This is a genomic window from Pseudarthrobacter sp. B4EP4b (genome assembly GCF_006680095.1).
Lineage (GTDB): Bacteria > Actinomycetota > Actinomycetes > Actinomycetales > Micrococcaceae > Arthrobacter.
Genome location: NZ_VHIJ01000025.1, coordinates 12,425 through 37,331 on the forward strand (window position 1 = coordinate 12,425; position 24,907 = coordinate 37,331).

At 65.6% G+C, this 24,907-nt stretch carries 23 protein-coding genes; 8 read left to right on the plus strand and 15 right to left on the minus strand.

Translation table 11 applies throughout. From position 1 onward, the window contains the following. Window positions 1-19: 19 nt before the first annotated feature. The 3 genes from pstA to pstS form a co-directional block, all read right to left on the minus strand. Window positions 20-1,132, minus strand: coding sequence for a phosphate ABC transporter permease PstA (gene pstA / locus FNL14_RS09265; protein WP_091420416.1), 1,113 nt, complete (start codon window positions 1,130-1,132; stop codon window positions 20-22). Next, window positions 1,133-2,065, minus strand: coding sequence for a phosphate ABC transporter permease subunit PstC (gene pstC / locus FNL14_RS09270; RefSeq protein WP_142059419.1), 933 nt, complete (start codon window positions 2,063-2,065; stop codon window positions 1,133-1,135). Between the two features lie 112 nt (window positions 2,066-2,177). Further along, a complete protein-coding gene (pstS, locus tag FNL14_RS09275) occupies window positions 2,178-3,299 on the minus strand; it encodes a phosphate ABC transporter substrate-binding protein PstS (protein ID WP_142059421.1) in 1,122 nt (373 codons plus the stop codon). A 252-nt stretch (window positions 3,300-3,551) separates the two neighbouring features. On the opposite strand from pstS, the gene FNL14_RS09280 reads away from it, so the two are divergent. Next, window positions 3,552-4,679 (plus strand): aromatic acid exporter family protein, encoded by a 1,128-nt coding sequence (locus FNL14_RS09280; RefSeq protein WP_142059423.1) that lies wholly within the window; start codon window positions 3,552-3,554, stop codon window positions 4,677-4,679. A gap of 25 nt (window positions 4,680-4,704) precedes the next feature. On the opposite strand, the gene FNL14_RS09285 is transcribed toward FNL14_RS09280, so the two are convergent. Genes FNL14_RS09285 through FNL14_RS09310 form a run of 6 tightly spaced genes read right to left on the minus strand, consistent with a single transcriptional unit; the run spans window position 4,705 to window position 11,477 of the window. Beyond that, window positions 4,705-5,739: a Gfo/Idh/MocA family protein gene (locus tag FNL14_RS09285; protein ID WP_142059425.1), complete on the minus strand. Its 1,035-nt coding sequence runs from the start codon at window positions 5,737-5,739 to the stop codon at window positions 4,705-4,707. Next, window positions 5,739-6,755: a LacI family DNA-binding transcriptional regulator gene (locus FNL14_RS09290; RefSeq protein WP_142059427.1), complete on the minus strand. Its 1,017-nt coding sequence runs from the start codon at window positions 6,753-6,755 to the stop codon at window positions 5,739-5,741. Before FNL14_RS09290 ends, FNL14_RS09285 begins: the two co-directional genes overlap by 1 nt. Before the next feature lie 46 nt (window positions 6,756-6,801). After that, window positions 6,802-8,244 (minus strand): GH1 family beta-glucosidase, encoded by a 1,443-nt coding sequence (locus tag FNL14_RS09295; protein WP_142059429.1) that lies wholly within the window; start codon window positions 8,242-8,244, stop codon window positions 6,802-6,804. Continuing rightward, complete coding sequence (locus FNL14_RS09300) at window positions 8,245-9,165, minus strand: carbohydrate ABC transporter permease (RefSeq protein WP_091420403.1); 921 nt, start codon at window positions 9,163-9,165, stop codon at window positions 8,245-8,247. Continuing rightward, window positions 9,162-10,163: a carbohydrate ABC transporter permease gene (locus tag FNL14_RS09305; protein WP_142059431.1), complete on the minus strand. Its 1,002-nt coding sequence runs from the start codon at window positions 10,161-10,163 to the stop codon at window positions 9,162-9,164. The genes FNL14_RS09300 and FNL14_RS09305 overlap by 4 nt, the downstream gene beginning before the upstream one ends. A gap of 57 nt (window positions 10,164-10,220) precedes the next feature. After that, window positions 10,221-11,477, minus strand: a complete 1,257-nt coding sequence (locus FNL14_RS09310; RefSeq protein ID WP_370455842.1) for an extracellular solute-binding protein — start codon at window positions 11,475-11,477, stop codon at window positions 10,221-10,223. A gap of 450 nt (window positions 11,478-11,927) precedes the next feature. On the opposite strand from FNL14_RS09310, the gene radA reads away from it, so the two are divergent. Further along, complete coding sequence (radA, locus tag FNL14_RS09315) at window positions 11,928-13,301, plus strand: DNA repair protein RadA (protein WP_142059435.1); 1,374 nt, start codon at window positions 11,928-11,930, stop codon at window positions 13,299-13,301. A 121-nt stretch (window positions 13,302-13,422) separates the two neighbouring features. Here the strand turns inward: radA and FNL14_RS09320 are convergent, their stop codons facing one another. Beyond that, a complete protein-coding gene (locus FNL14_RS09320; protein ID WP_091420394.1) occupies window positions 13,423-13,698 on the minus strand; it encodes a hypothetical protein in 276 nt (91 codons plus the stop codon). A gap of 118 nt (window positions 13,699-13,816) precedes the next feature. Between FNL14_RS09320 and FNL14_RS09325 the strand changes: the two genes are divergently transcribed. After that, a complete protein-coding gene (locus FNL14_RS09325; protein WP_142059437.1) occupies window positions 13,817-14,341 on the plus strand; it encodes an NUDIX domain-containing protein in 525 nt (174 codons plus the stop codon). A gap of 104 nt (window positions 14,342-14,445) precedes the next feature. Here FNL14_RS09325 and FNL14_RS09330 read toward each other — a convergent pair whose 3' ends face one another. The 5 genes from FNL14_RS09330 to FNL14_RS09350 are packed head-to-tail and all read right to left on the minus strand — an operon-like array spanning window position 14,446 to window position 18,294. Next, on the minus strand, window positions 14,446-14,724 hold the full coding sequence (locus FNL14_RS09330) for a hypothetical protein (protein WP_142059439.1): 279 nt from the start codon (window positions 14,722-14,724) through the stop codon (window positions 14,446-14,448). Window positions 14,725-14,747: 23 nt separating this feature from the next. Further along, window positions 14,748-15,152: a universal stress protein gene (locus FNL14_RS09335; protein WP_091420388.1), complete on the minus strand. Its 405-nt coding sequence runs from the start codon at window positions 15,150-15,152 to the stop codon at window positions 14,748-14,750. After that, window positions 15,149-16,681: a tripartite tricarboxylate transporter permease gene (locus tag FNL14_RS09340; protein ID WP_091420386.1), complete on the minus strand. Its 1,533-nt coding sequence runs from the start codon at window positions 16,679-16,681 to the stop codon at window positions 15,149-15,151. The genes FNL14_RS09335 and FNL14_RS09340 overlap by 4 nt, the downstream gene beginning before the upstream one ends. Window positions 16,682-16,690: 9 nt before the next feature. Continuing rightward, the gene (locus FNL14_RS09345; RefSeq protein ID WP_370455841.1) at window positions 16,691-17,269 is read right to left on the minus strand and encodes a tripartite tricarboxylate transporter TctB family protein; all 579 of its coding nucleotides are present in this window, start codon (window positions 17,267-17,269) and stop codon (window positions 16,691-16,693) included. 23 nt (window positions 17,270-17,292) lie between these two features. Continuing rightward, window positions 17,293-18,294 (minus strand): tripartite tricarboxylate transporter substrate binding protein, encoded by a 1,002-nt coding sequence (locus FNL14_RS09350; protein ID WP_142059443.1) that lies wholly within the window; start codon window positions 18,292-18,294, stop codon window positions 17,293-17,295. Between the two features lie 141 nt (window positions 18,295-18,435). Between FNL14_RS09350 and FNL14_RS09355 the strand changes: the two genes are divergently transcribed. From FNL14_RS09355 to FNL14_RS09375, 5 genes are all read left to right on the plus strand, one after another. Further along, the gene (locus FNL14_RS09355) at window positions 18,436-19,320 is read left to right on the plus strand and encodes a LysR family transcriptional regulator (RefSeq protein ID WP_142059445.1); all 885 of its coding nucleotides are present in this window, start codon (window positions 18,436-18,438) and stop codon (window positions 19,318-19,320) included. Between the two features lie 129 nt (window positions 19,321-19,449). Further along, window positions 19,450-20,364: a 5-dehydro-4-deoxyglucarate dehydratase gene (gene kdgD / locus FNL14_RS09360; RefSeq protein WP_142059447.1), complete on the plus strand. Its 915-nt coding sequence runs from the start codon at window positions 19,450-19,452 to the stop codon at window positions 20,362-20,364. 29 nt (window positions 20,365-20,393) lie between these two features. Further along, window positions 20,394-22,007 carry an aldehyde dehydrogenase (NADP(+)) gene (locus FNL14_RS09365; protein ID WP_142059449.1) on the plus strand — a complete coding sequence of 538 codons (1,614 nt, stop codon included), beginning with the start codon at window positions 20,394-20,396 and terminating at the stop codon, window positions 22,005-22,007. Beyond that, window positions 22,004-23,332: an enolase C-terminal domain-like protein gene (locus FNL14_RS09370; RefSeq protein ID WP_142059451.1), complete on the plus strand. Its 1,329-nt coding sequence runs from the start codon at window positions 22,004-22,006 to the stop codon at window positions 23,330-23,332. Before FNL14_RS09365 ends, FNL14_RS09370 begins: the two co-directional genes overlap by 4 nt. A gap of 157 nt (window positions 23,333-23,489) precedes the next feature. After that, window positions 23,490-24,842, plus strand: coding sequence for an MFS transporter (locus FNL14_RS09375; protein ID WP_142059453.1), 1,353 nt, complete (start codon window positions 23,490-23,492; stop codon window positions 24,840-24,842). Window positions 24,843-24,907: the final 65 nt, after the last annotated feature.

Genomic DNA, 24,907 nt, shown 5'->3' on the forward strand with positions numbered 1-24,907 from the left:
CGCATGCCCGGAGCCGCGGTCAGCGGCCCGTTTTGGGGGCGAAGACCCGGGCGATCAGCCGGGCGCCCAGGTTGAGGATCATCACCAGGATGATCAGCACCAGGGCAGCGCCCCAGGCCCGCTGGGAGGACGGGTCCGGGTTGGCCGGCGACGTTGGGTTCAGGATCTGGGTGTAGATGAACGTGGGCAGCGATGCCATCCAGCCGCTGAACACGTTGGAGTTGATGCTGGTGGCGAAGCCGGCGGTGACCAGGATGGGCGCCGTCTCGCCGATAACCCGGGCGATGGCCAGGGTGACGCCCGAAGCGATGCCGGAGATCGCCGTCGGAATCACCACCTTGACGATGGTCCGCCACTTGCGCACGCCCAGCGCGTACGCCGCTTCACGCAGTTCGTTGGGCACGATCTTCAGCATTTCCTCGCTGGACCGCACCACCACGGGGATCATCAGCACGGAAAGGGCGACGGCGGCCACGGCACCTGTCTTGGTTCCCGGGCCCACCACCGCGAAGAAGAAGGCGGCCGCGAAGAGGCCGGCCACGATGGACGGGATGCCGGTCATAACGTCAACGAAGAAGGTGATGGCGCGGGCGAGCCGGCCATCCCTGCCATATTCCACCAGGTAGATCGCGGTCAGCAGGCCAACCGGCACGGAGATAACGGTGGCCAGCAGGGTGATCTCCACCGTACCCAGCAGCGCGTGGTAGATGCCGCCCAGGACGGGTGCGCCCTCCTCCACGGCCCGCCTGTCGTAGACTCCCGTGACGCCGTTCATGGAGCTGCTGAGGAATCCCGGGGTCAGGAGGCCGGGGATACCGTTGACCAGCACGGTCCAGATGACCGAGACGAGCGGCAGCAGCGCAACCAGGAAGGACCCCACCACCAGGCAGGTGGCCAGCTTGTCCTTGGCCTTACGGGAGCCTTCAACCGCTGCACTCCAGGACACGAGCCCAATGGCGAACAGGATCGCGGAGACCACGCCCCAGCCGAACGCGTTAAAGCCCACCAGCGCGAGGACCGCCGCGCCGAGAATCAGGGCCGCGGCAAGGACCACGTAGGGCGCGTACTTGGGCAGCTGGCCCTTGGTGAGCGCCGAGCGCTTGCTGCGGACGGGAGTAAGGGTGGAGGTCATTTAGTTGGCTCCCGAGAATTCTTTGTGCCGGGTGATGATCCAGCGCGCGATCATGTTCACGGCCAGGGTGATGATGAACAGGACCAGGCCCGCGGCGATCAGCGTGCTGACCTTGAGTCCGCTGGCCTCGGGGAAGTTCAGGGCGATCTCCGCGGCGATGGTCTGGTTGCCGGACTGGATCAGGCTGGCCGTCAGGGCTCCGGAGGACAGCACGAGGGCCACCGCCATGGTTTCGCCGAGCGCGCGGCCGAGCCCGAGCATAACGGCGCTGATGATGCCGGGCCGCGCAAAGGGCAGGACGGACATCTTGATCATTTCCCAGCGGGTGGCACCCAATGCGAGCGCGGCTTCCTCGTGCAGTTTGGGGGTCTGCAGGAAGATTTCGCGGGACAGTGAGGTGATGATGGGCAGCACCATCACGGCCAGGACGATGCCTGCCGTAAGGATGGTTTTGCCGGTGGCGGAGGCCGGGCCTTGGAAGATCGGCAGCCAGCCCATGTTCTGGGCGAGCCAGTTGTAGGCCGGGGAGATTTGGCCGGCCAGGAACGCTGCACCCCACGCGCCGTAGACCACAGAGGGGATCGCGGCGAGCAGGTCCACCACGTAGCCCAGGCCGGCGGCGAGTCCGCGCGGGGCGAAGTGGGAGATAAACAGGGCAACGCCGATGGCGATGGGCGTGGCAATCACCAGCGCAATAACTGCTGCGATGAGCGTGCCGATCACAATAGGCCAGATGTAGGCGAAGAAGCCTGCACCGCCCTGGATCTCGGCGGCAGGTGCCGTCAGCGCCGGGATGGCCTGGACCACCAGGAAGAGCGCGACGCCGAAGAGGACGGCGAGAATGAGGCAGCCGGCGGCCAGCGCGGCACCCGAAAAGATTTTGTCCCCGGCGCGGCCGGCGCCCTGGGTGCTGGTCAGGGGGGTGGCGGTCATTCGACGGCCCTTCGATCGTGGAGGTTATTCAAAGACTGGAAGAACGTGCATCCAATGCCAAGTTCCCCGCACTGCCTGCCGGCAGGCGGGGAACCCGGATTTGGTGCGCTAATTAGGACTTGACCTTGACGGACTCGATGGCCGCCTTTGCCTTCTCGGCGAGGGTGGAGGAGAGCGGAGCGGACTTGGCGGAATCCGCAGCCGTCTGCTGGCCTTCCTCGGACACTACGTAGTTCTCGAAGGCCTTGATCAGGTCAACGGTTTCCTGCTTGTCGTAGGTGGTGCAAACGACGTGGTAGGAAACCAGGACCACGGGGTAGGCGCCGGAGGCGGTGGTCTTGCGGTCCAGCTTGATGGCGCCGTCGTTGGCGGAGCGGCCTTCAACGGGCTTGCCGGCTTCAACTGCCTTGGCGGCGGCGTCGGCGGAGATCTTCACGAAGTCTTCGCCCACCTTGATGGAGGCGGTGCCGAGCTTGCCGCCCACGGCGGAGTCGTCAGCGTAGGTCACGGCACCGGGGGTGTCGGTGACGGTCTTGACCACGCCGGAGGTGCCCTTGGCGTTCTCACCCTGGAGGCTTGCAGGCCAGACGCCGGCGGCCTTGTCCGTCCAGATCTCAGATGCTGCCGATGCCAGGTAGTCGGTGAAGTTGGTGGTGGTGCCGGAGTCGTCCGAGCGGTTCACCGGGGTGACCTTGAGGTCCGGCAGGGTGACGCCGTCGTTCAGGGCTGCGATGGCGGGATCGTTCCAGGTGGTGATCTGGCCGCGGAAGATCTTGGCCACGGTGGCTGCGTCCAGCTTCAGCTCGGTGATGCCGGGGAGATTGAAGGCTACGGCAATCGGGGAGATGTAGACCGGGATGTTGACAGCACCTTCGGGGCCGCACTTGGCCTTGGAGGCTTCAAGTTCTTCGTCCTTGAGGTACGCGTCCGAACCGGCAAACTGTGCCGAGCCGTCGATGATGGCTTTGCGGCCGGCGCCGGAGCCGTCCGGCGAGTACTGCACGGTGGCGCCGGGGTTTGCCGAGGCGAAGCCGGCCTTCCACGCGTCCATGGCCGCGGTGGTGGAGGACGCGCCGATGCCGGTGAGCGTGCCGGTCACCTTGGGCCCGGCTGAAGTCTGGTTGCCGCTGGGCGCGGTGCCCGTGGCGTTGTCTGAACCGCAGGCGGTGAGCGCGAGTGCGCCGGCTGCGATAACAGCAATAGCGGCGTGGCGGCCGAAGCGAAGTGCCTTCACTAGGTGTACCCCTTCCAGGGTTTCTCAGTTGCGGGACAGGGGCGGAGAACCCTGCAGCGCGATGCGTACGTTTTGTACCTTCATCGAAGTTAAGGGCCGCAGGTAACGGGATGGGCTGTCCAAAGTGAACGGAATATTAACGACGGCGGGATATTTGCTGACAAGTGCCGGGTTCCCATTGCGCAGATCACATCTGCGGCCGTAGTGCGCGGCAGCAAAAATAAAACACGGGCAGCAAATAGACTGGACGTCATGGCTTCGGCAGCAGGACTCTCAGCGGGCAGGCGTTTCCTGCACGGCCGTATCCGCACCGGGTTGATCCGGAGCCGGAATTCGCTGGTTCCTGCCATCCAGATGACCCTGTGCGCAGTGGGCGCCTATGCCTTCGCCGAGTACGTGCTGGGCCATTCCGGGCCCTTGTTCGCCGCCACCTCCTCCCTGATCGCCCTGGGCTTCTCGCGCGAACCGCGGCTGCGGCGGGTGGTGGAGGTGGGACTGGGCTGCACCATCGGCATCGCCGTGGGCGACCTGCTCCTGCACTGGCTGGGCAGCGGAATCTGGCAGGCCGCCGTCGTGCTGCTCTTCTCCATCCTGCTGGCCCGCTTCCTGGACAGCGGCACCATCTTTACCACGCAGCTGGGGCTTCAGTCGTTGCTGGTGGTGCTGCTCCCGGCGCCGGCCGGCGGGCCTTTCACCCGGAGTATCGACGCCGTGGTGGGCGGCCTGTGCGCTCTGCTGGTGACCATCCTGATCCCCAAGGACCCTCGGCGGGAGCCACGCAAGGACGTGCAGAAGCTGCTGCACGAACTGGCGGAGGTGCTGCGCGAGTGTGCCGACGCCTTGGCCGACAGCGACTCCACGCAGGCATGGCACGCGCTCATCCGGGGCCGGAACTGCCAGCCGCTGGTGGACGCGATGCGCCAGTCCCTGCGCTCTTCCGGGGAGGTGGCCAGGCTTGCGCCCGCCTACCGGCGGCACCGGGAGGAGCTGGACCAGCTGAAAGTGTCACTGGACTTTATTGATCTGGCTTTGCGGAACAGCCGGGTTTTCGCCCGCCGGCTGACGAGCGCCATCAATCACGCGGCGCTCTCGGACGAGGCAACGGAGAACATCGCAGAAGTGCTGCAGGAGACCGCTGCCGCCATTGATGAGCTGTCGCTGGGCCTGGCGGAAACGCACGACGGCGTCCGCCGCGCCCACCTGCGCACGGCCCGGCGGGACCTGAGCGAGATTGCCCTGCGGCTGCACCCGAAGCTGCTTGAAGTGCAGCGGCTCGAAGGCGAAACGGTGGTGATGCTCTACCGGCCCCTGATGGTGGACCTCCTGGAGGCCACGGGGATGGACGCGCGTGAGGCGCGGGACGTGCTCCCGGCGCTTTAGCTCCGATGGTTGAGCCCTGCCGAAACTAAACGTCGTTGGGGTAGTGCAGCCCCAGTTGCTGCCGTGCTTCGTCCAGCAGCTGCATCATCTGCACGGTTTCGGCCCAAGGCATCAGCGGACTCTCCTCGAGACCGGCGCGGATGCACCGTGCCGTTTCACGCAGTTCGTGGATGAAGCCCTCGGTCTCCTCTGGAAATTCCTCAACCCGGATACGGCCGTCCAGGCCGCAGATTTCGAGGCTTTTCGGGCTGTACAGCGGGGAGCCAGTCCTGATCCAGCCGGCGGTCCCGCTAAGTGTTGCCATGCCCGGGCCGGCCGACGAGAGTGAGGAGGTCAGCTGGGCTGCGGCGCCTTCCGGATATTCGAGCGTGAGCGTGTTCTGCACGTCCACGCCGTCCCGGTTCAGGTGCCCCGTGGCGGTGAGCCTGGTGGGAAATCCGAGGGCAGCCACGGCCCAGGTCAGCGGGTACACCGCGAGGTCCAGGAGGGCGCCGCCGCCGGCAGCCGGATCCCACAGCCTGTCGGCGGGATCGTACACAGCCGGAAAGCCCAGGTCCGCCTGGACCCAGCGGACCGTGCCGATCGCCCCGCTGCCGGCCAGCTCAAGGGCGCGGCGGGTAGCCGGCAGGAAACGGGTCCACACCGCCTCCATCAGGAACACTCCCCGATCCCCCGCCAGCGCGGTCAGTTCGCGGGCCTCACGGGCGTTGATGGTGAGGGGCTTTTCGCACAAGACATGTTTGCCGGCGTCGAGGGCGGCAAGGGCAACTTCGAAGTGCTGGGCGTGCGGCGTGGCCACGTACACCACGTCCACCAAAGGATCGGCGAACAGCTGTTGGTAGCCGGTTGCGGTGGGTGTGTCGTGGTAGCTGACGGCAAAGCCATGCTGCTCAGCGAAGCCCCGGGCGGAGCCCTCTCTCCGCGAACTCACCGCATACAGCGTGGCATCCTCAAGGCAGGCGAGGTCGCGGGTTACGCGGTGGGCGATCCGGCCGGTGGCCACAACACCCCACCGCAGGAGGCGCCCACTGTGGCCGGAACCTTCCTCCTCGGCGCCCATCAGGCGGACCCGCGCACCACGAGTGACGTGGGGATCTGTGTCACCCGGTCCGGGTCCTTCCCCTCAATCAGGTTCACCAGGATTTCCGCCATTTTCTTTCCCATGTCGATGATCGGGTGATGCACCGTGGTGAGCTGCGGGTCCACGGAAACTGCGAACGAGTCGTCGTCGAACCCCACCACGGCGACGTCCTCGGGTATCCGGATCCCGCGTTCCTGCAGGACCGTGTAGGCCCCGGCGGCCATCTGGTCATTGGCGACGAACAGTCCGTCCACCGGCCGCCCGCTGCCCAGCAGGCGCCGCATCGCTTTGGCTCCGGAGGCGAGGGTGAAGTCCCCGTACTCCACCATGGAATCATCCAGCCCCGCTTCCGCCAGGGCTTTTCGCCAACCGTTGACGCGGTCAATGCCCGGCGGCATGTCCTGGGGGCCTGCGATGGTGGCGATGTTGCTCCGTCCCCGTTCGATCAGCAGCCGGGTTGCCCCTGCGGCTGCGGCCTCGTTGTCAACGTCCACGTAGTAGCTGCCGCTTTCGCGCAGGGGCCGGCCTGCGAACACCATGGGGATGTAGTCGCCCAGGTGCGTCCAGGACGTGTCCCCCGCATGATGGGACACCACCAGGGCCCCTGCCACGCTTCCGCCGAGCAGGAAAGCCCGGGTCTTTTCCGGCTTGGCCTCGGAAGCAATCACCATGTTCAGTGTGTAGTCCGTGTCTGCCAGATACAGGGCCACGCCCTCCACCACTGAGGCAAAGAACGGGTCCGCGAAGACCTTGGACGTGGACTCCGGCACGATAAGGGTCACGGAGTTGGGCTTCCTGCTGGCCAGGGTACGGGCTGCCCGGTTGGGAGTGTAATTGACGGCGCGAATGGCCTGCCGCACCTTGGCAGCGATGTCCTCATCCACGCTCGGCACATCATTAACCACCCGCGAGACGGTGGCGCGGGAAACGCCGGCCAGCGCTGCCACCATCTCAAGGGTGGGCGCCGGCCTGCTTGCGCTGGGGTCTTGCTTCACAATCTTCGCTCCGTGATCTAGCTGGCACTGGGCCGGGGATTTCAGTTTAGGCGGGCAGGGAAACAGCGGGGCGTGGAATGTTCCGCTTCGCCGCGGCAATTAACCCGGCGTAGGCCTTCCCGCTGTCCTTGACGGTGCGCTCGAAGCTGCCGTAATCCACTCGGACAATCCCGAAACGTTTTCCATACCCCCACGACCATTCGAAGTTGTCCAGCAGGGACCAGACGAAGTAGCCGCGGACGTCCGCACCCTGGTCTATGGCTTGGCCGACGGCGGCCACATGGTCCAGGATGAACCGGGTCCGGTCCTCGTCGTGCACTGCGCCGCCGGCATCCACCGTGTCCTCGTAGGCGGCGCCGTTCTCGGTGATGTACAGCGGCGGCAAGGATGGATACTCCTCGCCCAGCCGGACCAGCAGCGTGCGCAGGCCCTCCGGGTTCACTTCCCAGCGCATTGCTGTCCTCGGCAGCCCCCGGCTGGGGAACGCGATGTCCTCGGAACCGATCCAAGGTGAGGCGGTGGGACGTTCGGCTCCGCCGGAGTGGCCGTCGCTCCCGGCGGCGTCGGCGTGGCCGCTGATGAGGTCATCGTGGTAGTGGTTCACGCCCAGGAAGTCCAGGGGCGCGCTGATGATTTCGAGATCGCCCGGGCGGATCACCTCCTGCAGGCCGAAGGGTGCCAGGTCCCGCAACGAATCCTCCGGGTAGCTCCCCCGCAGGACGGGGTCCAGGAAAATCCGGTTCTGCAGGGAGTCGAACCGGCGGGCGGCGTCAAGGTCCACCGGGTCCTGGCTGTCCCGCGGAATCGAATTGCTCAGATTAAGGGTGATGCCCAGCTGCTCCGCTCCACGGCTTCGCAGCGCATTGACTGCCAGACCGTGGGCCAGGTGCTGGTGGTGCACGGCGGCGATGGCTGCCGCAGGTTCCTGGCGGCCGGGCGCGTGCACGCCCGCCCCGTAGCCCAACAGCGACGAACAGAAGGGTTCGTTGAACGTGGTCCAGTGGCGGACCCGGTCCCCCAGCGCCGAATACACGTCGTCTGCGTACTCAACGAACCGGTACGCAGTGTCCCGGTTGGCCCACCCGCCCTTCTCCTCAAGTGCTTGCGGCAGGTCCCAGTGGTAGAGGGTGAGCCAGGGCAGGATGCCCGCTTCGAGCAACTCGTCCACCAGCCGGGAGTAGAAGTCCAGGCCCTCGCGGTTCGCGGTCCTGTCTCCAGGACGGACCCGCGCCCAGCTGGTGGAGAACCGGTAGGAATCCAGTCCGAGTTCCTTCATCAGCCGGACGTCCTGGGGCATCCGGTGATAGTGGTCCACTGCCTGCTCGAGGGTGTCACCGTTGGCGATGGCGCCGGGGATCCTGGCGAAGTGGTCCCAAATGGAATCTTCCTTGCCGCCTTCGTGGCCGGCGCCCTCTACCTGGGCGGCCGCCGTCGCCGATCCCCACAGGAAGCCCTCGGGCCATTGCCGCTTATATGTTGAGTGCTGCATTCAGCCCTTCACTGCTCCTTGCATGATTCCTGAGATGAGTTGTTTCCCTGCGAGTACAAACAGCACCAGCAGCGGGAGGGTTGCCAGCACGGCGCCGGCGAGGACCACGGAGTAGTCCACGTAGCGGGCTGACTGCAGCTGGCTGAGCGCCGTCTGCAAGGTGGGGTTGCCGGCGTCGAGCACCAGAAGGGGCCAGAGGAAATCAGTCCAGGCCGTCATAAAGGTGAAGAGGCCCAGGATGGCCATGGCGGGCCGCGCGGCGGGGATGGCGACGTGCCGGAACGTCGAAATCATGCTGGCCCCGTCCATCCTGGCGGACTCGATGAGTTCGTCCGGGATGACGTCCACCAGGTACTGCCGCATAAAGAAGACACCGAACGCCGTTACCAGGGTGGGCACCACCACGGCGCCGATTTCGCCTGTCCAGCCCAGGGTGCGCATCACCATAAAGAGCGGGATGATTCCGAGCTGGGTGGGGATGGCCATGGTGGCCACCACCATCAGCATGAGCCCGTCCCGGCCCTTGAAGCGGAGCTTGGCGAACGCGTAGCCGGCCAGGGTGGAGAAGCCCACCACCGAAACGGTGATGATGCAGGAAATCAGCACGCTGTTGCCCAGGGCGAGCCAGAAGGGAATGGTGTCGAAGACTTCACCCACGTTGGTCCAGAAGTTTCCACCCGGAAGCAGTGGCGGCCAGGTTTCACTCAGGGCCTCATTGGAACGGCTGCCGATTACGGCGGACCACCACAGCGGGTAGGCCGAGGACAGCAGGAACGCCAGGAGCAGTCCGTAAGTCAGGAAGCCGGGTTTTTCTCCGGAACCGAAGAAGCGCTTGCGGGGTCGGGTGGAGGGGCCTGGCGCAGTCGTTCCGGAAGTGCGGGATTCAGGGGGTGCCGGGGCTGCCCCTTCGATGGTGCTCATCGCGTGGTCCTTTCGGCGCGCCGGGCAGCCCGGGAGGGTTTGGTGGCGTCTGCGGTGGCGATCCGCCGGGAGATGAGGTAGTTGACCAGACCGAACAGCACGATGATCAGGAAAAGGAGCCAGGCGATCGTTGATGCCTTGCCGAAGTTCTGGCGCTGGAAGGCCATTTCCCAGAGGTACAGCACGGTGGTCTGGAATTGCCGCTGTGATCCGCCTGCGGTAGCGGGATCGAACAGGCGCGGCTCGGTGAAGATCTGCAGGCCGCCGATGGTGGACGTAATGACCACAAACACCATGGTGGGACGGATGCTGGGCAGGGTGATGCTGAAGAACCGGCGTACCGCTCCGGCCCCGTCCAGGGCGGCGGACTCGTAGAGGTCGCGGGGAACGGCCTGCATTGCGGCAAGCAGGATCAGCGCGTTGTAGCCGGTCCAGCGCCAGTTCACCATGGTGGCGATGGCGATGTGGCTGGGCAGGGTTTCGCTTTTCCACATCACGGGGTCCAGGCCGATATTGCCCAGGACGTTGTTGATCAGGCCGTACTGCTCACCGAACATGTTGGTGAAGATCATGGCCACTGCCACCGGCGTCACTATGTAGGGCAGGAGGACGCTCATCCGCCAGAAGGTCCTTGCCCGGAGGTTCTGGTCAAGCATCGCCGCCAGGAAGAGCGCGATGGCGAGCTGCGGAATGGCGGAGAGCAGGAAGATGCTCACCGTGTTGAACAGGGAGTTCCAGAAGAAACGGTCCTGCAGGACTTCCACGAAGTTTTGCAGCCCAACGAAGTCCCCCTGGCCCTTGAGCAGGTGCCAGTCGAAGAGGCTCACCACGAAGGTGTAGACCAGGGGAAAGAGCCCGACGAGGGCGAAGAGGATAAAGAACGGGGCGACGTAGAGGTAGGGCGATGCTTTGACGTCGAAGACGTTCAGCCGCTGCTTCCAGGTGGGTTTCGGTTTGATGGCCGCGGGTTTGGCGGCCCGGTTCAGGGTGGTTGTCATGGGCTCTTGCCCTCCATCGGGGGGCCTCCCTTCCGGAAGGCCCCGCAGCGGGTGGTGCTAGTTGTTTACGACCAGGTCGTTGAGGAGGGTCAGCGCTTCGGACCAGGCCTTGTCGGCGTTGGCCGTGCCGCCGTCGAGCATTTTCAGGGCCGGGCCAAACACGTTCTCCTGGATGACGGAATCGTCCGGTCCCTTGAACTGGGCCACCACTCCCTTGGCGCGGTTGGCGAGGATAACGCCGGTGGGGGCGTTGTTGAACAGCACGTTGGGGGTGGCGTCCGCCACGAGCTTCTCCTGTGCCTTAAGCGTGCTGGGGAAGTTGTTGGCCGCGGCCGACTGCTTGACCTGCTGCTCAGGCGCAGTCAGCCAGGCGGCGAGCTTTGCAGCTTCTGCCGGATGTTTGGAGGTCTTGGGCACTGAGAGGAAAGCGCCGCCCCAGTTCGAGGCCCCGCCCGGGAAGACATCGGCGAAGTCCCAGCCGCTGTCCGCGCCGCCGCCTGCCGATTCAAGCTGGCCCTTGATGGTGCCGAGCATCCAGCCAGGGCAGACGAAGGTGGCGAAGGAGCCGTCAGTGAATGCCTTGCCGGTGCCCCAGTCAAACTGGGTCTGGTTGGCGGACAGACCCGCCGCCGTTCCGGCCGCCAGCAACTCGAATTTGGCTTTCATCTCCGCGTTGCCGTCAATGTTCAGCTTTCCGTCCTTGGTGTAGTACCCCTCCTCCATCTGGTTCACCATGGAGTTCCAGACGAAGCCGGACTGGTCATACCAGGCCTTGCCGGTGGCCGCCTTGTACTGCTCGCCGAGCTTGAAGTAGGTCTCCCACGTGGCGTCCTCGCCGCCGAACAGCTTCGCTACCGATTCGCGGTCCTTCGGCAGGCCGGCAGCCTCAAACAGTTTCCCGTTGTAGCAAAGGCCCTGCGGTCCAATATCTGTTCCATAGCCAATGACGCGGCCGTCCGGATCTGTGCCCTGTTTGAACTTCCAGTCCACCCAGTTGTCCTTGATGTCCGCAGCCCCATGCTCGTTCAGGTCCACGAACTGGTCAGAAACTTCCATGATGGATCCGAGCCAGCCTTCCTCGATGGCCACCACGTCGCTGAGGCCGGAGCCGGCAGCAAGTTTCGTGAACGCGTCGGTGCGGGCGTTGGCTCCGCGGTCGATGTTCGTGGCCTTGATCTTGATTCCGGGGTTGGCCTGCTCGTATTCACCGTAGAGATCGTCGTAACCGAAGGTTCCGAAAGTGGTGACCGTGAGTTCCACGGGGTTGTCTGCGCTTGCTGCCTGTTCTTTGCTGCTGCTGCAGCCGGTGGCCATCAGGGCCAGGGCCGCTGCGCCCGCAATTGCGGCCGCGGTACGTCGTGCGAATTTCAAGGTCACTCCTTTGTGGGGGAACTACCGGCGCTGAGAGAGCGCTCTCTGGCAAGTTCCTCAACTGTAGAGGTGGCGCAGATCACTGTCAAGAGAGCGCTCTCTCGGGCCCTGTTGGCGCGAGATTAGGGTGCGGGCGGTGGGCCCACGCCCGCAGGGTTCCCTGGCCGTGGATCCGCTCCGGCGAGGGCCCCGACCCGAGCTTGCGAGGGTGGGGAGCCGGTGTGGCCGTGCGAGGTTAGGGCGCGGCGGTGGGCCCACGCCCGCAGGGTTCCCTGGCCGAGCGTGCGAGGTTAGGGCGCGGCGGTGGGCCCACGCCCGCAGGGTTCCCTGGCCGAGCGTGCGAGGTTAGGGTGCGGGCGGGGATTGTCGGTGGCCGCCATTAGGGTTGGACGCATGGCAACAAAGACTTCCCGGGCCGCCAAGGCGCCCGCCTACAAATGCGCCGAATGCGGCTGGACCACCGTGAAATGGGTGGGTCGCTGCGGCGAGTGCCAGGCGTGGGGCACCGTGGAGGAGACGGGCACCGCGGTTGCACGTACGACGGCGGCCACAACAGTCCTCGAGCCGGCCCGCCGGATTGCCGAGGTAGACGCCACCACGGCCGCTTTCCTGCCCACGGGCGTGGACGAACTGGACCGAGTGCTGGGCGGGGGCCTGGTCCCGGGCGCGGTGATCCTGCTGGCAGGCGAACCCGGCGTCGGAAAATCCACGCTGCTCCTGGACGTCGCTGCGAAATTCGCCCGCACGGCGCAGGACGTCCTGTACGTAACGGGCGAGGAGTCCGCGGCGCAGGTGAAGCTGCGCGCGGAACGGATCGACGCCGTCGCGGAGTCGCTTTATCTGTCAGCCGAAACGGACCTGGGCCAGGCCTTGGGGCAAGTGGAGAAGATCGAGCCGCGGCTCCTGATCGTGGACTCGGTCCAGACCCTCAGCAGCGCGGACGTTGACGGCAGCGCGGGCGGTGTTTCGCAGGTGCGGGAGGTCGCGGCATCCATTATTGCCGCGGCGAAACGGCGGAACATGACCACCTTGCTGGTGGGCCACGTGACCAAGGACGGTTCCATCGCCGGGCCCCGGCTGCTGGAGCACCTGGTGGATGTGGTGTGCCAGTTCGAGGGCGAACGGCATTCGCGCCTGCGGCTGCTCCGCGCCGTTAAGAACCGCTACGGGCCTACCGACGATGTGGGCTGCTTCGACCTGAACGAGAACGGCATCGAAGGCCTCGCAGATCCCGGCGGGCTGTTTGTCAGCCGCACCAAGGAACCGGTCTCGGGCACCTGCATCACCGTGACCATGGAGGGCCGGCGCCCACTGCTGGCCGAGGTGCAGTCGCTGCTGGCCGAGAGCCCCAACTCGCAGCCGCGCCGGGCTACCAGCGGCCTGGACAGTTCCCGGGTCTCCATGCTGCTGGCGGTGCTGCAGCAGCGCGCGGGGACACTGCTGCACAAGGACGACTCCTACGTGGCCACGGTGGGCGGGGTGAAGCTGAGCGAACCCGCCACGGATCTAGCGGTCGCCCTCGCCGTGGCCTCGGCCAAGGCGCGCAAACCCCTCCCGATCCGCTTGATTGCTTTCGGCGAAGTGGGACTCGCCGGCGAAGTCCGCCCGGTTCCGGGCATCAACCAGCGGATCCAGGAGGCCCACCGGTTGGGGTTTACCCATGCCGTGGTCCCGGCAAGCCATGCCGGCCCCGGGCCCGTCCCGGCCGGTTTTTCGGTCCGGGAAGTGGAGCACCTGACGGAAGCCCTGAGCCTGTTGATCGGCTAGCGCCTGCTGATTGGCAGGCCGGTTGGCAAACCGGTTGATCGGCTGGTCCGATTGATTGGCTGACGCCGCTGCCTGGCCGGTGCCTGCTGATTGACAGGCCCGCCGGCGCCTTCTGCCGCGTTCAGTGCTGGCCGTGTTGCGGCAAGGCGTCGGGGTCGTCCCGGTGGGAGTTGAGGAGCCAGCCGGAAACGTCGCTGCGCAGCACCAGCAGCGGGCCGCCGGTGGCACTGACATTTCCGTTGGGCACGTAATAGCCGCGGCCCGAACCGGGGCCCCCGGCCGCGCGGTCCAGTGCCTCAACCAGGTGGCGCGGGAGGTGGCCCTGCGGACCAAGGCTGCGAAGCTCATCAAGTTCTTCCGGCGTAAGCCGTCCCAAAACCTCAGCAATATTGGCCATGACCGGTCCCTTCGAGGAAAGTGCCTGAAGGAATAACCTAAAGCAGGGCCGTGAACTGCCGGTTAACACTGGACGGCGAATTCGCTTCTTTTCGTTTGTTGCTGGAAATGGAGGACACATGCCGGTCCGAAGCGCAGGAATCCTCCTGTACAGGATGGGCGCGACGCCGGGGCCCGCCACCGGTCAACAGCCAGGCAGCGCACCTGGTGTTTCCGCCGAGCTGCAGGTGTGGATTGCCCACATGGGCGGTCCGTTCTGGGCCCGAAAGGACGCGCACGCCTGGTCCATTCCCAAGGGCGAGTACACGGAGGACGAGGATCCCCTGGCGGCCGCCATCCGGGAGTTCGCCGAGGAAATGGGAACACCCGCACCGGCTGCTGACTACGAACACCTCGGCGAATTCCGCCAGCCCTCCGGCAAGATCATCACCGTTTACGCGGCCGAACAGGACTTCCAGCCGGAACGCATCGAGAGCAATACCTTCCCAATGGAGTGGCCCAAGGGTTCAGGCCGGATCCAGCACTTTCCCGAAATTGACGACGCGCGCTGGTTTGCGGAGCCAGAGGCAAGGCTCAAGCTGGTGAAGGGCCAGGTCCAGGTCCTGGACGCCCTCGCCGAACATGTCCACCCCCGGTCCTCGTGAAGGTGGCACCGAAGACCGTCTCCTGTCCCCCAGACGGCGGAAGGCCGGGAACCCTCTGGGATCCCCGGCCTTGCATGCCCTTGCCGCGCCAGATGCGGCGTCCTTCAGGCTGCCGCGCGGGTTCGCCCCGCCAGGGGGTTGGCTGACGCAATCTTGACCACCGTCACGTCGTCACCGCAGCACAGCATGGTCCTGCCGGCCCCATCGTCCCGGATGATCCAGAAGACGCTTCGGTCTGCGGCAATCATGTCGATAATTCCGGACACCGGGGCACGGCCGGCGGCATGGAGCTCCACATGGTCGTTGCGGCAGAGCCTGGACCAGTCAGGAACGGGCGGCGCCGCGTTTACCGTTCCCCGGTGGGCTGGTTTGTGAACGTACATGCGCCTCTCCAAAGGACTCTCTGCTAGAAGTTTCCGCCGTCGGCTTTGACGGCCAGGACCGGCCGGTCTGCCTGCATGAGGATGCGCTGGGCGTGGCTGCCCAGGATGAACTTTCCCACCTGGGTGCGGTGCCGAAGCCCGATGACGATCAAGGAAGCATCAGCGTCCCTGGCCACGTCCAGGAATTCATCCGCGAGGTCATGCTGGTAGGGCGGCTGGATGACGCTCGCCTTAACCCCTGCCTCGGTGGCGCGGCGGGCGGCCTGCGCCAGGAGCTCCTCGGGCGCCACGGACTTGTCCACCAGTGCGCCTTCCCTGGCGGAGTTGACGATCAGGAGGTCCTCGTTCCGCAGCCGGGCTTCGGCGATGCCGGCCGTAAGGGCGGCTTCTCCTGCCGGCGTGGGGACGAATCCGACGACGATGCTCATACTTTCTCCTTGATGTCCTGCCGCGCTGCTGGTGCAGCGACGGGCGGCTTGCGCTTGGCGATGGAAGTCCGGATGACCGGCAGTACTGCCACCAGGACAAAAACAACGAGCAACGTGGCTGAAATGGGCCGGCCAAAGAAGCCCAGCGGGTCGCCGCCGAAGACCAGCAGTGAACGCCGCATGGAGCTTTCGAGCAGTTCGCCCAGCACAAAGGCCAGAACCAGGGGCCCGGGTTCGAACCCGAACTTCTTCATGAGGTACCCGATGATGCCGAAGACCACCACGAGCGTCACATCGAACATGCTGTTGTTGATGGTGTAGGCACCCAGCAGCGTGATCAGGGCAGTGACCGGCGCCAGGATGGCCGCACGGACCCGCAGGATCCGGACAAAGATTCCCACCAGCGGCAGGCTCATGATCAGCAGCAGGATGTTGCCGATGTACATGGAGTTCACTACGCCCCAAAACAGCTCCGGGTTCTGCTCCACCAGCTGCGGGCCGGGGGTTACGCCCTGGATCAGCAACGCGCCGAACATCAGCGCCATGGTGGCGTTGGCCGGGATGCCCAGCGTCAGCAGGGGGATGAACGATGAAGTGGCGGCGGCGTTGTTGGCCGTTTCCGGGCCGGCCACGCCTTCCGGCGCTCCCTTGCCGAACCGCTCGGGCTGCTTGGCGCGCTTCTTCTCCATGGCGTAGGAAGCCATGGAGGCGATAGTGGCACCGCCGCCTGGAAGAATGCCGAGGAAAAAGCCCAGGACAGAGCCGCGGCCGATGGCGCCCGAGGCCTGCCTGAGATCGCCGCGGGAAGGCCAGACGTTGGCCACTTTCGACGGCGCCTTCGCGGCCCGGTGCCGTTCCTCCAGGTTGTAGAGGATCTCACCCAGCCCGAAGATGCCCATGGCAATCGGCACGAAGTCGATGCCGTCGGCCAGTTGCAGGCTGCCGAACGTAAAACGGCTTTCGCCGGTGAAAATGTCCCGGCCGACGGTGGCGAGCAGCAGGCCAAGGGCCGCGGCTATGAGTGCCTTGGCTTTCGCGCCGCTGCTGATGGTGGCCACCAGGAGGATGCCCAGCAGCGCCAGGGCGGTGTACTCCGGCGGCCCGAAATCCAGCGCGAAACCGGCAACGATGGGCGCCAGGAAGGTCAGGCCGATGATGGCCGCCGTGCCGCCGATGAAGGAACCGATGGAGGCAAGGCCCAGGGCGGTACCGGCCTTGCCCTGCCGGGCCATCTGGTAGCCGTCAAAGACGGTCACCACGGAGGAGGCTTCGCCGGGAAGCCGGAGCAGCACCGAGGTGATGGTGCCCCCATACTGGGCGCCGTAGAAAATGCCGGCGAGCATGATGATGGCGGTGACCGGCTCCACGTTATAGGTCAGCGGAAGAAGGATCGCGATGGTTGCCGCGGGCCCCAAGCCGGGCAGCACACCGATCAGCATGCCGATGACGACGCCGATCAGGCAGTAGAGGAGGTTGGTAGGCTCCAGGACCACCGCAAAACCGTTAATGACGGGATTCAGAAAATCCACGGAGGTCTCCTAGAAAAGGTGGGGGATGGACGTGCCGAGCGCAAGGACAAAGATGCCGTAGAACGCCGCGACGACGATGGCGCTGACCAGCAGCGTGGAGCGCCAGGTTTCGCCGCCCAGGAAGCGCATCCAGATGATGCACAGCACCAGGGCAGGAATCTCGAACCCGATCAGCGGCATCAGTGCCACCATGGCTGCCAGCGTCACCAGTCCGGTGAGCGGGGCAAGTGACATGCGCGTGAACTTTTCGGCGTCACGGTTGTGCCTGCCCAGGATGAGCTGGAACAGGCCCAGGGCGGCCATCACGCAGCTGATGACGAACGGCCAAAGGCCAGGCTGCGGGCTGGACGGTGTGCCAAGTCCCATGGAGATGGACAGGACGACGGCGCCGATCCCCACACCGAGGACCACCAGGGACGAGGCCATGTTGGCCAAGGGACCCGCCGCCGGGGGCTTCTCCTCCTCCCATTGGGCGGCCAGCTGCTCCGGCGTCAGTTCGTCAACGGGTTCGGACTGGCCGTCCTCCGATGCGCGGGGGGCGGTGCCGCCGGAGGATGCAGCCGTGCTGCTTCCTCCGGCAGGCTCCACTGCATGGGTTCCTTTCACAGGAATCACTTATTTCCGCTCAGGCTGATGTCATACTTCTCCACCAGTTCCTTGTACTTTGCTGCGTAGCCCTTCCATTCGGTGACCACTTCCTCGCCGGAGATTTCCTTTGGCGTCAGCATGTTCTTCTCGTTGAACTCCTTGTAGGCGTCCGATTTGAAGGTCTCCTGGAATGCCCCGTACAGCTTGTCCTTGACCTCCTGCGGCGTTCCCTTGGGAGCGGCGACCGCGCGGTACTGGGCCACAGGAACGTCATATCCTGCTTCCTTGGCAGTGGGGGTCTCCGGCAGGAAGCTGTTGCGCTCCTCCGAGAAGACCAGCAGCGGGGACACCTTGCCCGCCTTGATCTGCGGCATGGCCTCGCCCAGCTGGATGGTGGCGAGCTCCACCTGGTTGCCCAGCGCCGCCGTCAGTGCCGGCTTGCCGCTGTCGAACGGGATATCGGTGCCGGTGACGTTGGCCTGCTTGAAGAGGACGGTCTGGGCCAGCTGGCTTCCCGTGCCCACACCTGTGGTGCCGAACGTTACGTTGCGGCCGGCATCGGTGACGTCCTTGAAGGACTTGAAGCCGGAGCCGGGGCTGGCTACCAGGACGTAGTCATCCTGGGACAGGCCGGCGATGATGTCGAGGTCGTCGATATTGACAGCTTCGTCGGCGGAGACAGCCAGCGGCGTGATGGTGATCAGCGAAGCGGTCAGCAGGACCAGTTCCTGCCCGTCGGCGGGCTTGCCGGCAACTTCCTTTGTGGCGAGGGCGCCGTTGGCACCGGGCTTGTTGACGACCGGCACCGGCTTGCCAAGGGTTTTCGAGGCGCCTTCGGCCAGGGCGCGGGCGATGAGGTCCGTGCTGCCGCCGGCCGCCTGGCCTACCGTGAGGTTGATGGGCCCGGAAGGGTATTCAGCCGTTTTGGACTGGCCGCCGGCGACGTTGCCGCAGGCTGTCAGGGCCAGCAGCGTGATGGCCGAAGCCGCGCCGAGGACTGAGCGGCGTGTGGGGAAGTGCTTCATTGGGACTCCTCATAAAAACTCCGGGATGCTCCCGGACGGTGCTGTGAACCGAATCACTTCGGCTTGCTCGAACGAGTTTAGGGACGGGTTATGATGCCTGTCTAAGCCCAAATCTGCATCACCTGATACCCGGAAGGCATCATGTTTACGTTTGACCAGCTGGCCGGATTCATCGCCGTCGCAGAGGAGCTCCACTTTGGGAGGGCTGCCGAGCGCCTGAACATGACGCAGCCTCCTTTGAGCCGGCAGATCCAGAAACTGGAAAAGATCGTCGGTGCCGAGCTCCTGGAGCGGGACAACAGGCGGGTGGAGCTCACCTCGGCGGGCCGGATGTTCCTTGAGGAAGCCCGCCGGCTCATGGCACTGGCGGAGCGTGCACCGGTGACGGCACGGCGGATCGCGTCGGGACGTTCCGGCGTGCTGCGCATCGGCTTCACCGCGGCCAGCGGCTTCAGCATCCTGGGCCCGTTACTGGAAGAGGTTTCGAGCCTCATGCCGGACGTGGATATCGACCTTCAGGAACTGGTGACCCGTGAGCAGCTCAACGGCCTGCTGACCGGTGAACTCGACCTTGGCTTCGCCCGCCCGCCCTTCGACAGCGAAACCTTCGATTCCCATCTGCTCTACCGGGAATCCATGGTGCTGGCCGTTCCGTCCGGGCACCGCCTGACCCTGCTCGGCCGGGACATCACCGCAGCGGACTTCAGCGACGAGCCCTTGATCATGCACTCCCCCACGCAGGCCCGCTACTTCTATGACCTCGTGGTCAGCATGCTGCCCATCCGGCACACGAACGTGGTGCACACGGTCAGCCAGATCCTCACCATGGTCTCGCTCGTTGCCGCTAAACGCGGGCTGGCCTTCGTGCCCCACTCCGCCACCATGCTGGGCATCAAAGGGGTGGAGTTCCTGCCGCTGGAAGCAGGCAGGGGGGAACAGGTGGAACTGCACGCCCTCTGGAATCGAAGGATCACCAATCCCGCGCTGGCACGTCTGCTGGAGGATCTCGAATTCTCGATGGAGTAGGTCCTGGATCATGCTCCGAAGGTATCAATACATATAAAAATGCACTTAGACAGGCATTAGACGCGCTCCTAGGCTGGGAGGGAATCATCACCTTCGCCGCCCGCGGCGCACATACCGGAGGACCACACCGTGGCAAAGCATTCACCCCAGGAACTGGCGGACACACTCAAGGAAGGCCTGCTCTCCTTCCCCGTTACCGCCTTCGACGCGCAGCTGCAGTTCGATGAAGAAAACTACCGCAAGCACCTCGCGTGGCAGGCCAGCTTCCCCGTTGCCGGCCTGTTCGCGGCCGGCGGCACCGGCGAAGGCTTCTCGCTGACACCGGCAGAATCCGAGCGCGTGGTCCGCACCGCAGTGGACGAAGTGGGCAGCCGCGTCCCTGTCCTCGCTTCCGCCGGCGGATCCACCGCCCAGGCCATTGAGAACGCCAAGGCAGCAGAGGCCGCCGGCGCTGAGGGCATCCTCCTGCTGCCGCCGTACCTGACCGAGGCTGACCAGGGCGGACTGATCGAGCACGTGAGCGCCGTCTGCAGCGCCACATCCCTGGGCGTCATCATCTACAACCGCGCCAATGCCATCTACAAGGACACCACGGTGGCCACCCTGGCTGAACGGCACACGAACCTGATCGGATTCAAGGACGGCGTGGGCGACCTCGAGCACGATGCCCGCGTGTACGCCAAGCTCGGCGACCGGCTGTTCTACCTCGGCGGCCTGCCCACGGCTGAAACTTTCGCCCTGCCTCTGCTGCAGCTCGGCATGAGCACCTACTCCAGCGCCATGTACAACTTTGTGCCGCAGTTCGCGCTGGACTTTTACCAGGACGTGCGCAACCAGGACCGCGTTGCCGTCAACAGGAAGCTGAACGACTTCGTCATCCCCTACCTGGACATCCGCGACCGTGTGAAAGGCTATTCGGTATCCATCGTCAAGGCCGGGCTGGACGCTATCGGCCGCTCCGCCGGCCCCGTGCGCCCGCCACTGCAGAACCTTGCCGAACAGGACCTCGCCGACCTCAAAGCCCTGATCGCCACCGTTTCCTAGCCGTCACCGCAGACACAGGAGAAAAGCACATGACCCTTACCGGACATTCCCTTATTGCCGGGCAGCCCACCGTTGGCGAAGGCAAGACCACCTTCGGTCTCAACCCGGCCACCAACCAGGCCCTGGACCCCACCTACACGCTGCTCACTGAGGACCAGCTCAAGGCAGCCACTGCCGCCGCTGCCGAAGCCTTCCCCTCCTTCAGCACCCTTGACCCCGAAACCCACGCCGGCTTCCTCGAAGCCATCGCGGACAACATCGAAGCCATCGGCGAGGAACTCATCACCCGCGCCGGCCAGGAAACCGGCCTGCCCGCAGCCCGGCTCCAGGGCGAGCGAGCCCGCACCACCGGCCAGCTGCGCCTCTTCGCAAATGTGGTCCGGCAGGGCGACTTCCGCGGCGTCCGCATCGATCCCGCCATCCCGGACCGTACTCCCCTGCCCCGGGCCGACATCCGCCAGCGCCAGATCCCGCTCGGCCCCGTCGCAGTATTCGGCGCCAGCAACTTCCCGCTGGCCTTCTCCACCGCCGGGGGTGACACGGCCTCCGCCCTCGCCGCCGGCTGCCCCGTCGTCTTCAAAGCCCACAACGCCCACCCAGGCACCAGCGAACTCGTCGGTCAGGCCGTCACCAAGGCCGTCAAGGACCTGGGCCTGCACCCGGGTGTGTTCTCCCTGATCTACGGCCCCGGCGCCAGCATCGGCCAGGCCCTCGTGGCCGACCCCAACATCAAGGCCGTCGGCTTCACCGGCTCCCAGGCCGCCGGCACCGCCCTCATGCGCACCGCCGCCAACCGCCCGGAACCCATCCCGGTCTACGCCGAAATGTCCTCCCTGAACCCCGTCTTCGTCTTCGAAGGCGCCCTGAACGGCACCGCCGAAGACATTGACGCCCTCGCCCGGCAGTACGTCACCGCCGTCACCGGCAGTTCCGGCCAGCTCTGCACCTCCCCCGGCCTGCTCTTCGCCCCCGCAGGCGAGGCAGGGGACAAACTCGCAGCCGCCGTCGGCCGCGCCGTTTCCGCCTGCGCCGGGCAGACCATGCTCACCGAAGGCATCGCCACCTCCTGGAACAACGGCACCGAAAACCTCGGCAGCGCCAACGGCGTCCAGCTCATCGGCCAAGGCACCCCCGGCCCCACCGAAAACGCACCGGCCCCGGCCATCTTCGGCACCGGCGTCACCGAATTCACCACCAACCCCGTCCTGCACGAGGAAATCTTCGGCGCAGCATCCCTGGTAATCCGCTATTCCTCCATCGAGGACCTCCTCCAGGCCACCCGCCGCATCGAAGGCCAGCTCACCGCCTCCCTGCAACTCACCGAACAGGACTACCCGACCGCGGCACGCCTCCTGCCCGTCCTCGAACAAAAGGTGGGCCGCATCATCGTCAACGGCTGGCCCACCGGCGTCGAAGTAGGCCACGCCATGGTCCACGGCGGCCCCTTCCCCGCCACCTCCGACTCCCGCACCACCTCCGTGGGGACCCTCGCCATCAACCGCTTCCTCCGCCCCGTCGCCTACCAGAACCTCCCCCAGGAACTCCTCCCCGAAGCACTGAAGGACAACAACCCCTGGCACCTGAACCGGCGCATCGACGGCGAAACAGTCGCTGCTGCGGAGAAGGCCGAGGTGGGTGCATGAGCAACCAGCCCATCATTGCCGCCGTTGAAGTAGTGCCGGTTGCAGGCCATGACAGCATGCTGATGAACCTCAGCGGCGCGCACGGCCCCTTCTTTACCCGCAACGTTGTGATCATTACCGACTCGGAGGGCCGCACCGGCCTGGGCGAGGTTCCCGGCGGCGAGAAGATCCGCACCACCATCGAGGAAGCCGGCGCCCTGATCAAGGGCAAGCCGGTGGCCCGCTACCGCTCGCTCCTGCGCGAGGTTGCGTCCGAGTTCGCGGACCGCGACGCCGGCGGCCGCGGCCTGCAGACCTTCGACCTGCGCACCACAGTGCATGCGGTGACGGCGGTGGAAGCGGCGCTGCTGGACCTGCACGGCCAGTTCCTCGGCGTTCCCGTGGCCGAACTCCTCGGCGACGGGCAGCAGCGGACCTCCGTGCCGATGCTCGGCTACCTGTTCTTCGTTGGCGACCACGCCCGCACCGACCTGCCCTACCTTGTGGAGGACGCCCCGGCTGACCGCTGGGAGAAACTTCGGCGCCAGGAGGCAATGACCCCGGACGCCGTCGTCGCGCTGGCAGAAGCGGCGCAGGAGCGCTACGGCTTCAGCGACTTCAAGCTCAAGGGCGGCGTGCTGTCCGGGGACGACGAAGTGGACGTTGTGACCGCCCTGGCCAAGCGCTTCCCCGAAGCCCGGGTTACCCTGGACCCCAACGGCGGCTGGCTCCTGGACGAAGCCATCCGGCTGGGCAAGCGGATGCAGGGCGTCGTTGCCTACGCCGAGGACCCGTGCGGTGCCGAGGGCCGCTTCTCCGGCCGCGAGGTAATGGCCGAATTCCGCCGGGCCACCGGACTGAAAACGGCCACCAACATGATCGCCACGGACTGGCGCGAGATGTCGCACGCCATCCGCAGCAACGCAGTGGACATCCCGCTCGCGGATCCGCACTTCTGGACCATGCACGGCTCGGTCCGGGTGGCCCAGATGTGCCACGAGTTCGGCCTCACGTGGGGCTCGCACTCGAACAACCACTTCGACATCTCGCTGGCGATGTTCACCCACACCGGGGCAGCAGCCCCGGGTGAGATCACGGCGCTGGACACCCACTGGATCTGGCAGGACGGCCAGGGCCTCACGAAGGAGCCGCTGCAGATCAAAGGTGGCGCGATCGAGGTTCCCGACGCTCCCGGCCTGGGAATCGAACTGGACCGCGAAGCCCTGGACAAGGCCCACCAGCTGTACCTGCAGCACGGCCTCGACGCCCGCGACGACAGCGTGGGCATGCAGTACTACATCGACGGCTGGTCCTTCGACCCGAAGCGGCCGTGCCTCGTTAGGTAGAAGCTGTTAGGTAGAAGCTGTTAGGTAGCAGCTGCCCGATAGAAGCAGTCCGCCGGCAGCTGTCCGGTAAAGTAGTGGGGTCCGCTGTGACGGGCCCCACTGCTCTCCAGTGCCCCGCAGCCGGCCTGCGTTATCCAACCCCCAAAGGAAACATTCAATGATGTCTGTGGACAATGCCGTCACGGACGTGGCCTCGGCCACGAAGAAATTCTTCAAGCGCGTGCTGCCCATCATGCTGGTCATGCTGGTGTGCAACCAGCTGAACCGGTCGAACATCGGCTACGCGCAGGACCACCTCCAGGCTGACGTTGGCATCGGTGCCGCCGCCTATGGTTTTGGTGCCGGGCTCTTCTTTATCGCCTACGCCATTTTTGAACTTCCCAGCAACGTGATGATGGAGAAGTACGGCGCCAAGGTCTGGCTGGCAAGGATCATGGTCAGCTGGGGCATAGTTTCCTTCCTGATGGCGTTCGTGCAGAACGAAACCATGTTCTACGTCCTGCGGTTCCTGCTGGGCGCCGCGGAAGCCGGCTTCTTCCCCGCCGTCATCTTCTACTTCGCCCGGTGGGTGCCGGCCGGGCAGCGCGGAAAGGCAACCGCGATCTTCATCGCCGGCTCATCCATTGCCGCCGCCATTTCCGGACCGATCGCCGGGATGCTGCTCAGCCTGCACGGCGCGCTGGGCCTGCGCGGCTGGCAGTGGCTGTTCGGCTTCGAAGGCGCCCTGTCAGTAGTTGTGGGCATCACGGTGTTCTTCCTCCTGGACGCCAGGATCAGGGATGCCAAGTGGCTCACCGCACCCGAAAAGGATGCACTGTCCCAGGCGATCGCCGCTGAGGACGCCCAGCACACCACTGCTGGCGGCGGAAAGATCAACCGCTGGAAGATGCTCCTGAACCCGCAGATCCTGCTGCTGTGCGGCATCTACTTCTCCGTGCAGCTGTCCATCTACGCCAACACATTCTGGCTCCCCAGCATCATCAAGCAGATCCCCGGCACCACCGACCTCACGGTGGGCTTCCTGTCTTCGATTCCTTGGATCTGTGCCGTGTTCGCCATGTACTTCGCCGCCAAGTGGCAGGACAAGGCCAAGTCCAAACGTCCCTTGCTGGTGGCCGCACTCCTGGTCGCCGCAATCGGCACGTTCGCAGCCGCCGTCGCGTCCCCTGTGATGGCGCTGATGTTCCTGGCCATCGCCGCGATGGGTTTCAAGAGTGCTTCGCCGCTGTTCTGGACCATCCCGCAGTCAGGGCTGCATCCGCTGGTCCTGGCTCCGGCCATCGCCATCATCAATTCGCTGGGCAACCTCGGCGGATTCGTGGCGCCGTTCGGCTTCGGCATCATCAAGGAGCAGACCGGAAGCGTCATCCCGGGCCTGTTTGCCCTCGCAGCCGCGTCCACGATCGCCGCAGGCCTGGTGTATTTCCTGAAGGAACGCCGCAACGACACGGAGCCAGTCGCCGAAGCGGCGGACCGCAGTGTGGAGGCTCCGGTGCCCAGCCGGGCGTAGTGATGACGCGGTTAAGCCGCGATCGCCGCAGCGGCGCCCGGGCGCTGTAACGTTCCGGCGTCAGC

Excerpts from the sequence above, each read along its gene's own strand:
- pstA (WP_091420416.1), bottom strand. The coding sequence starts at position 1,132 with ATGACCTCCACCCTTACTCCCGTCCGCAGCAAGCGCTCGGCGCTCACC.
- pstC (WP_142059419.1), bottom strand. The coding sequence starts at position 2,065 with ATGACCGCCACCCCCCTGACCAGCACCCAGGGCGCCGGCCGCGCCGGG.
- FNL14_RS09280 (WP_142059423.1), top strand. The coding sequence starts at position 3,552 with ATGGCTTCGGCAGCAGGACTCTCAGCGGGCAGGCGTTTCCTGCACGGC.
- FNL14_RS09285 (WP_142059425.1), bottom strand. The coding sequence starts at position 5,739 with ATGGGCGCCGAGGAGGAAGGTTCCGGCCACAGTGGGCGCCTCCTGCGG.
- FNL14_RS09295 (WP_142059429.1), bottom strand. The coding sequence starts at position 8,244 with ATGCAGCACTCAACATATAAGCGGCAATGGCCCGAGGGCTTCCTGTGG.
- FNL14_RS09300 (WP_091420403.1), bottom strand. The coding sequence starts at position 9,165 with ATGAGCACCATCGAAGGGGCAGCCCCGGCACCCCCTGAATCCCGCACT.
- FNL14_RS09305 (WP_142059431.1), bottom strand. The coding sequence starts at position 10,163 with ATGACAACCACCCTGAACCGGGCCGCCAAACCCGCGGCCATCAAACCG.
- FNL14_RS09310 (WP_370455842.1), bottom strand. The coding sequence starts at position 11,477 with ATGGCCACCGGCTGCAGCAGCAGCAAAGAACAGGCAGCAAGCGCAGAC.
- radA (WP_142059435.1), top strand. The coding sequence starts at position 11,928 with ATGGCAACAAAGACTTCCCGGGCCGCCAAGGCGCCCGCCTACAAATGC.
- FNL14_RS09320 (WP_091420394.1), bottom strand. The coding sequence starts at position 13,698 with ATGGCCAATATTGCTGAGGTTTTGGGACGGCTTACGCCGGAAGAACTT.
- FNL14_RS09325 (WP_142059437.1), top strand. The coding sequence starts at position 13,817 with ATGCCGGTCCGAAGCGCAGGAATCCTCCTGTACAGGATGGGCGCGACG.
- FNL14_RS09330 (WP_142059439.1), bottom strand. The coding sequence starts at position 14,724 with ATGTACGTTCACAAACCAGCCCACCGGGGAACGGTAAACGCGGCGCCG.
- FNL14_RS09335 (WP_091420388.1), bottom strand. The coding sequence starts at position 15,152 with ATGAGCATCGTCGTCGGATTCGTCCCCACGCCGGCAGGAGAAGCCGCC.
- FNL14_RS09350 (WP_142059443.1), bottom strand. The coding sequence starts at position 18,294 with ATGAAGCACTTCCCCACACGCCGCTCAGTCCTCGGCGCGGCTTCGGCC.
- FNL14_RS09355 (WP_142059445.1), top strand. The coding sequence starts at position 18,436 with ATGTTTACGTTTGACCAGCTGGCCGGATTCATCGCCGTCGCAGAGGAG.
- FNL14_RS09365 (WP_142059449.1), top strand. The coding sequence starts at position 20,394 with ATGACCCTTACCGGACATTCCCTTATTGCCGGGCAGCCCACCGTTGGC.
- FNL14_RS09370 (WP_142059451.1), top strand. The coding sequence starts at position 22,004 with ATGAGCAACCAGCCCATCATTGCCGCCGTTGAAGTAGTGCCGGTTGCA.
- FNL14_RS09375 (WP_142059453.1), top strand. The coding sequence starts at position 23,490 with ATGATGTCTGTGGACAATGCCGTCACGGACGTGGCCTCGGCCACGAAG.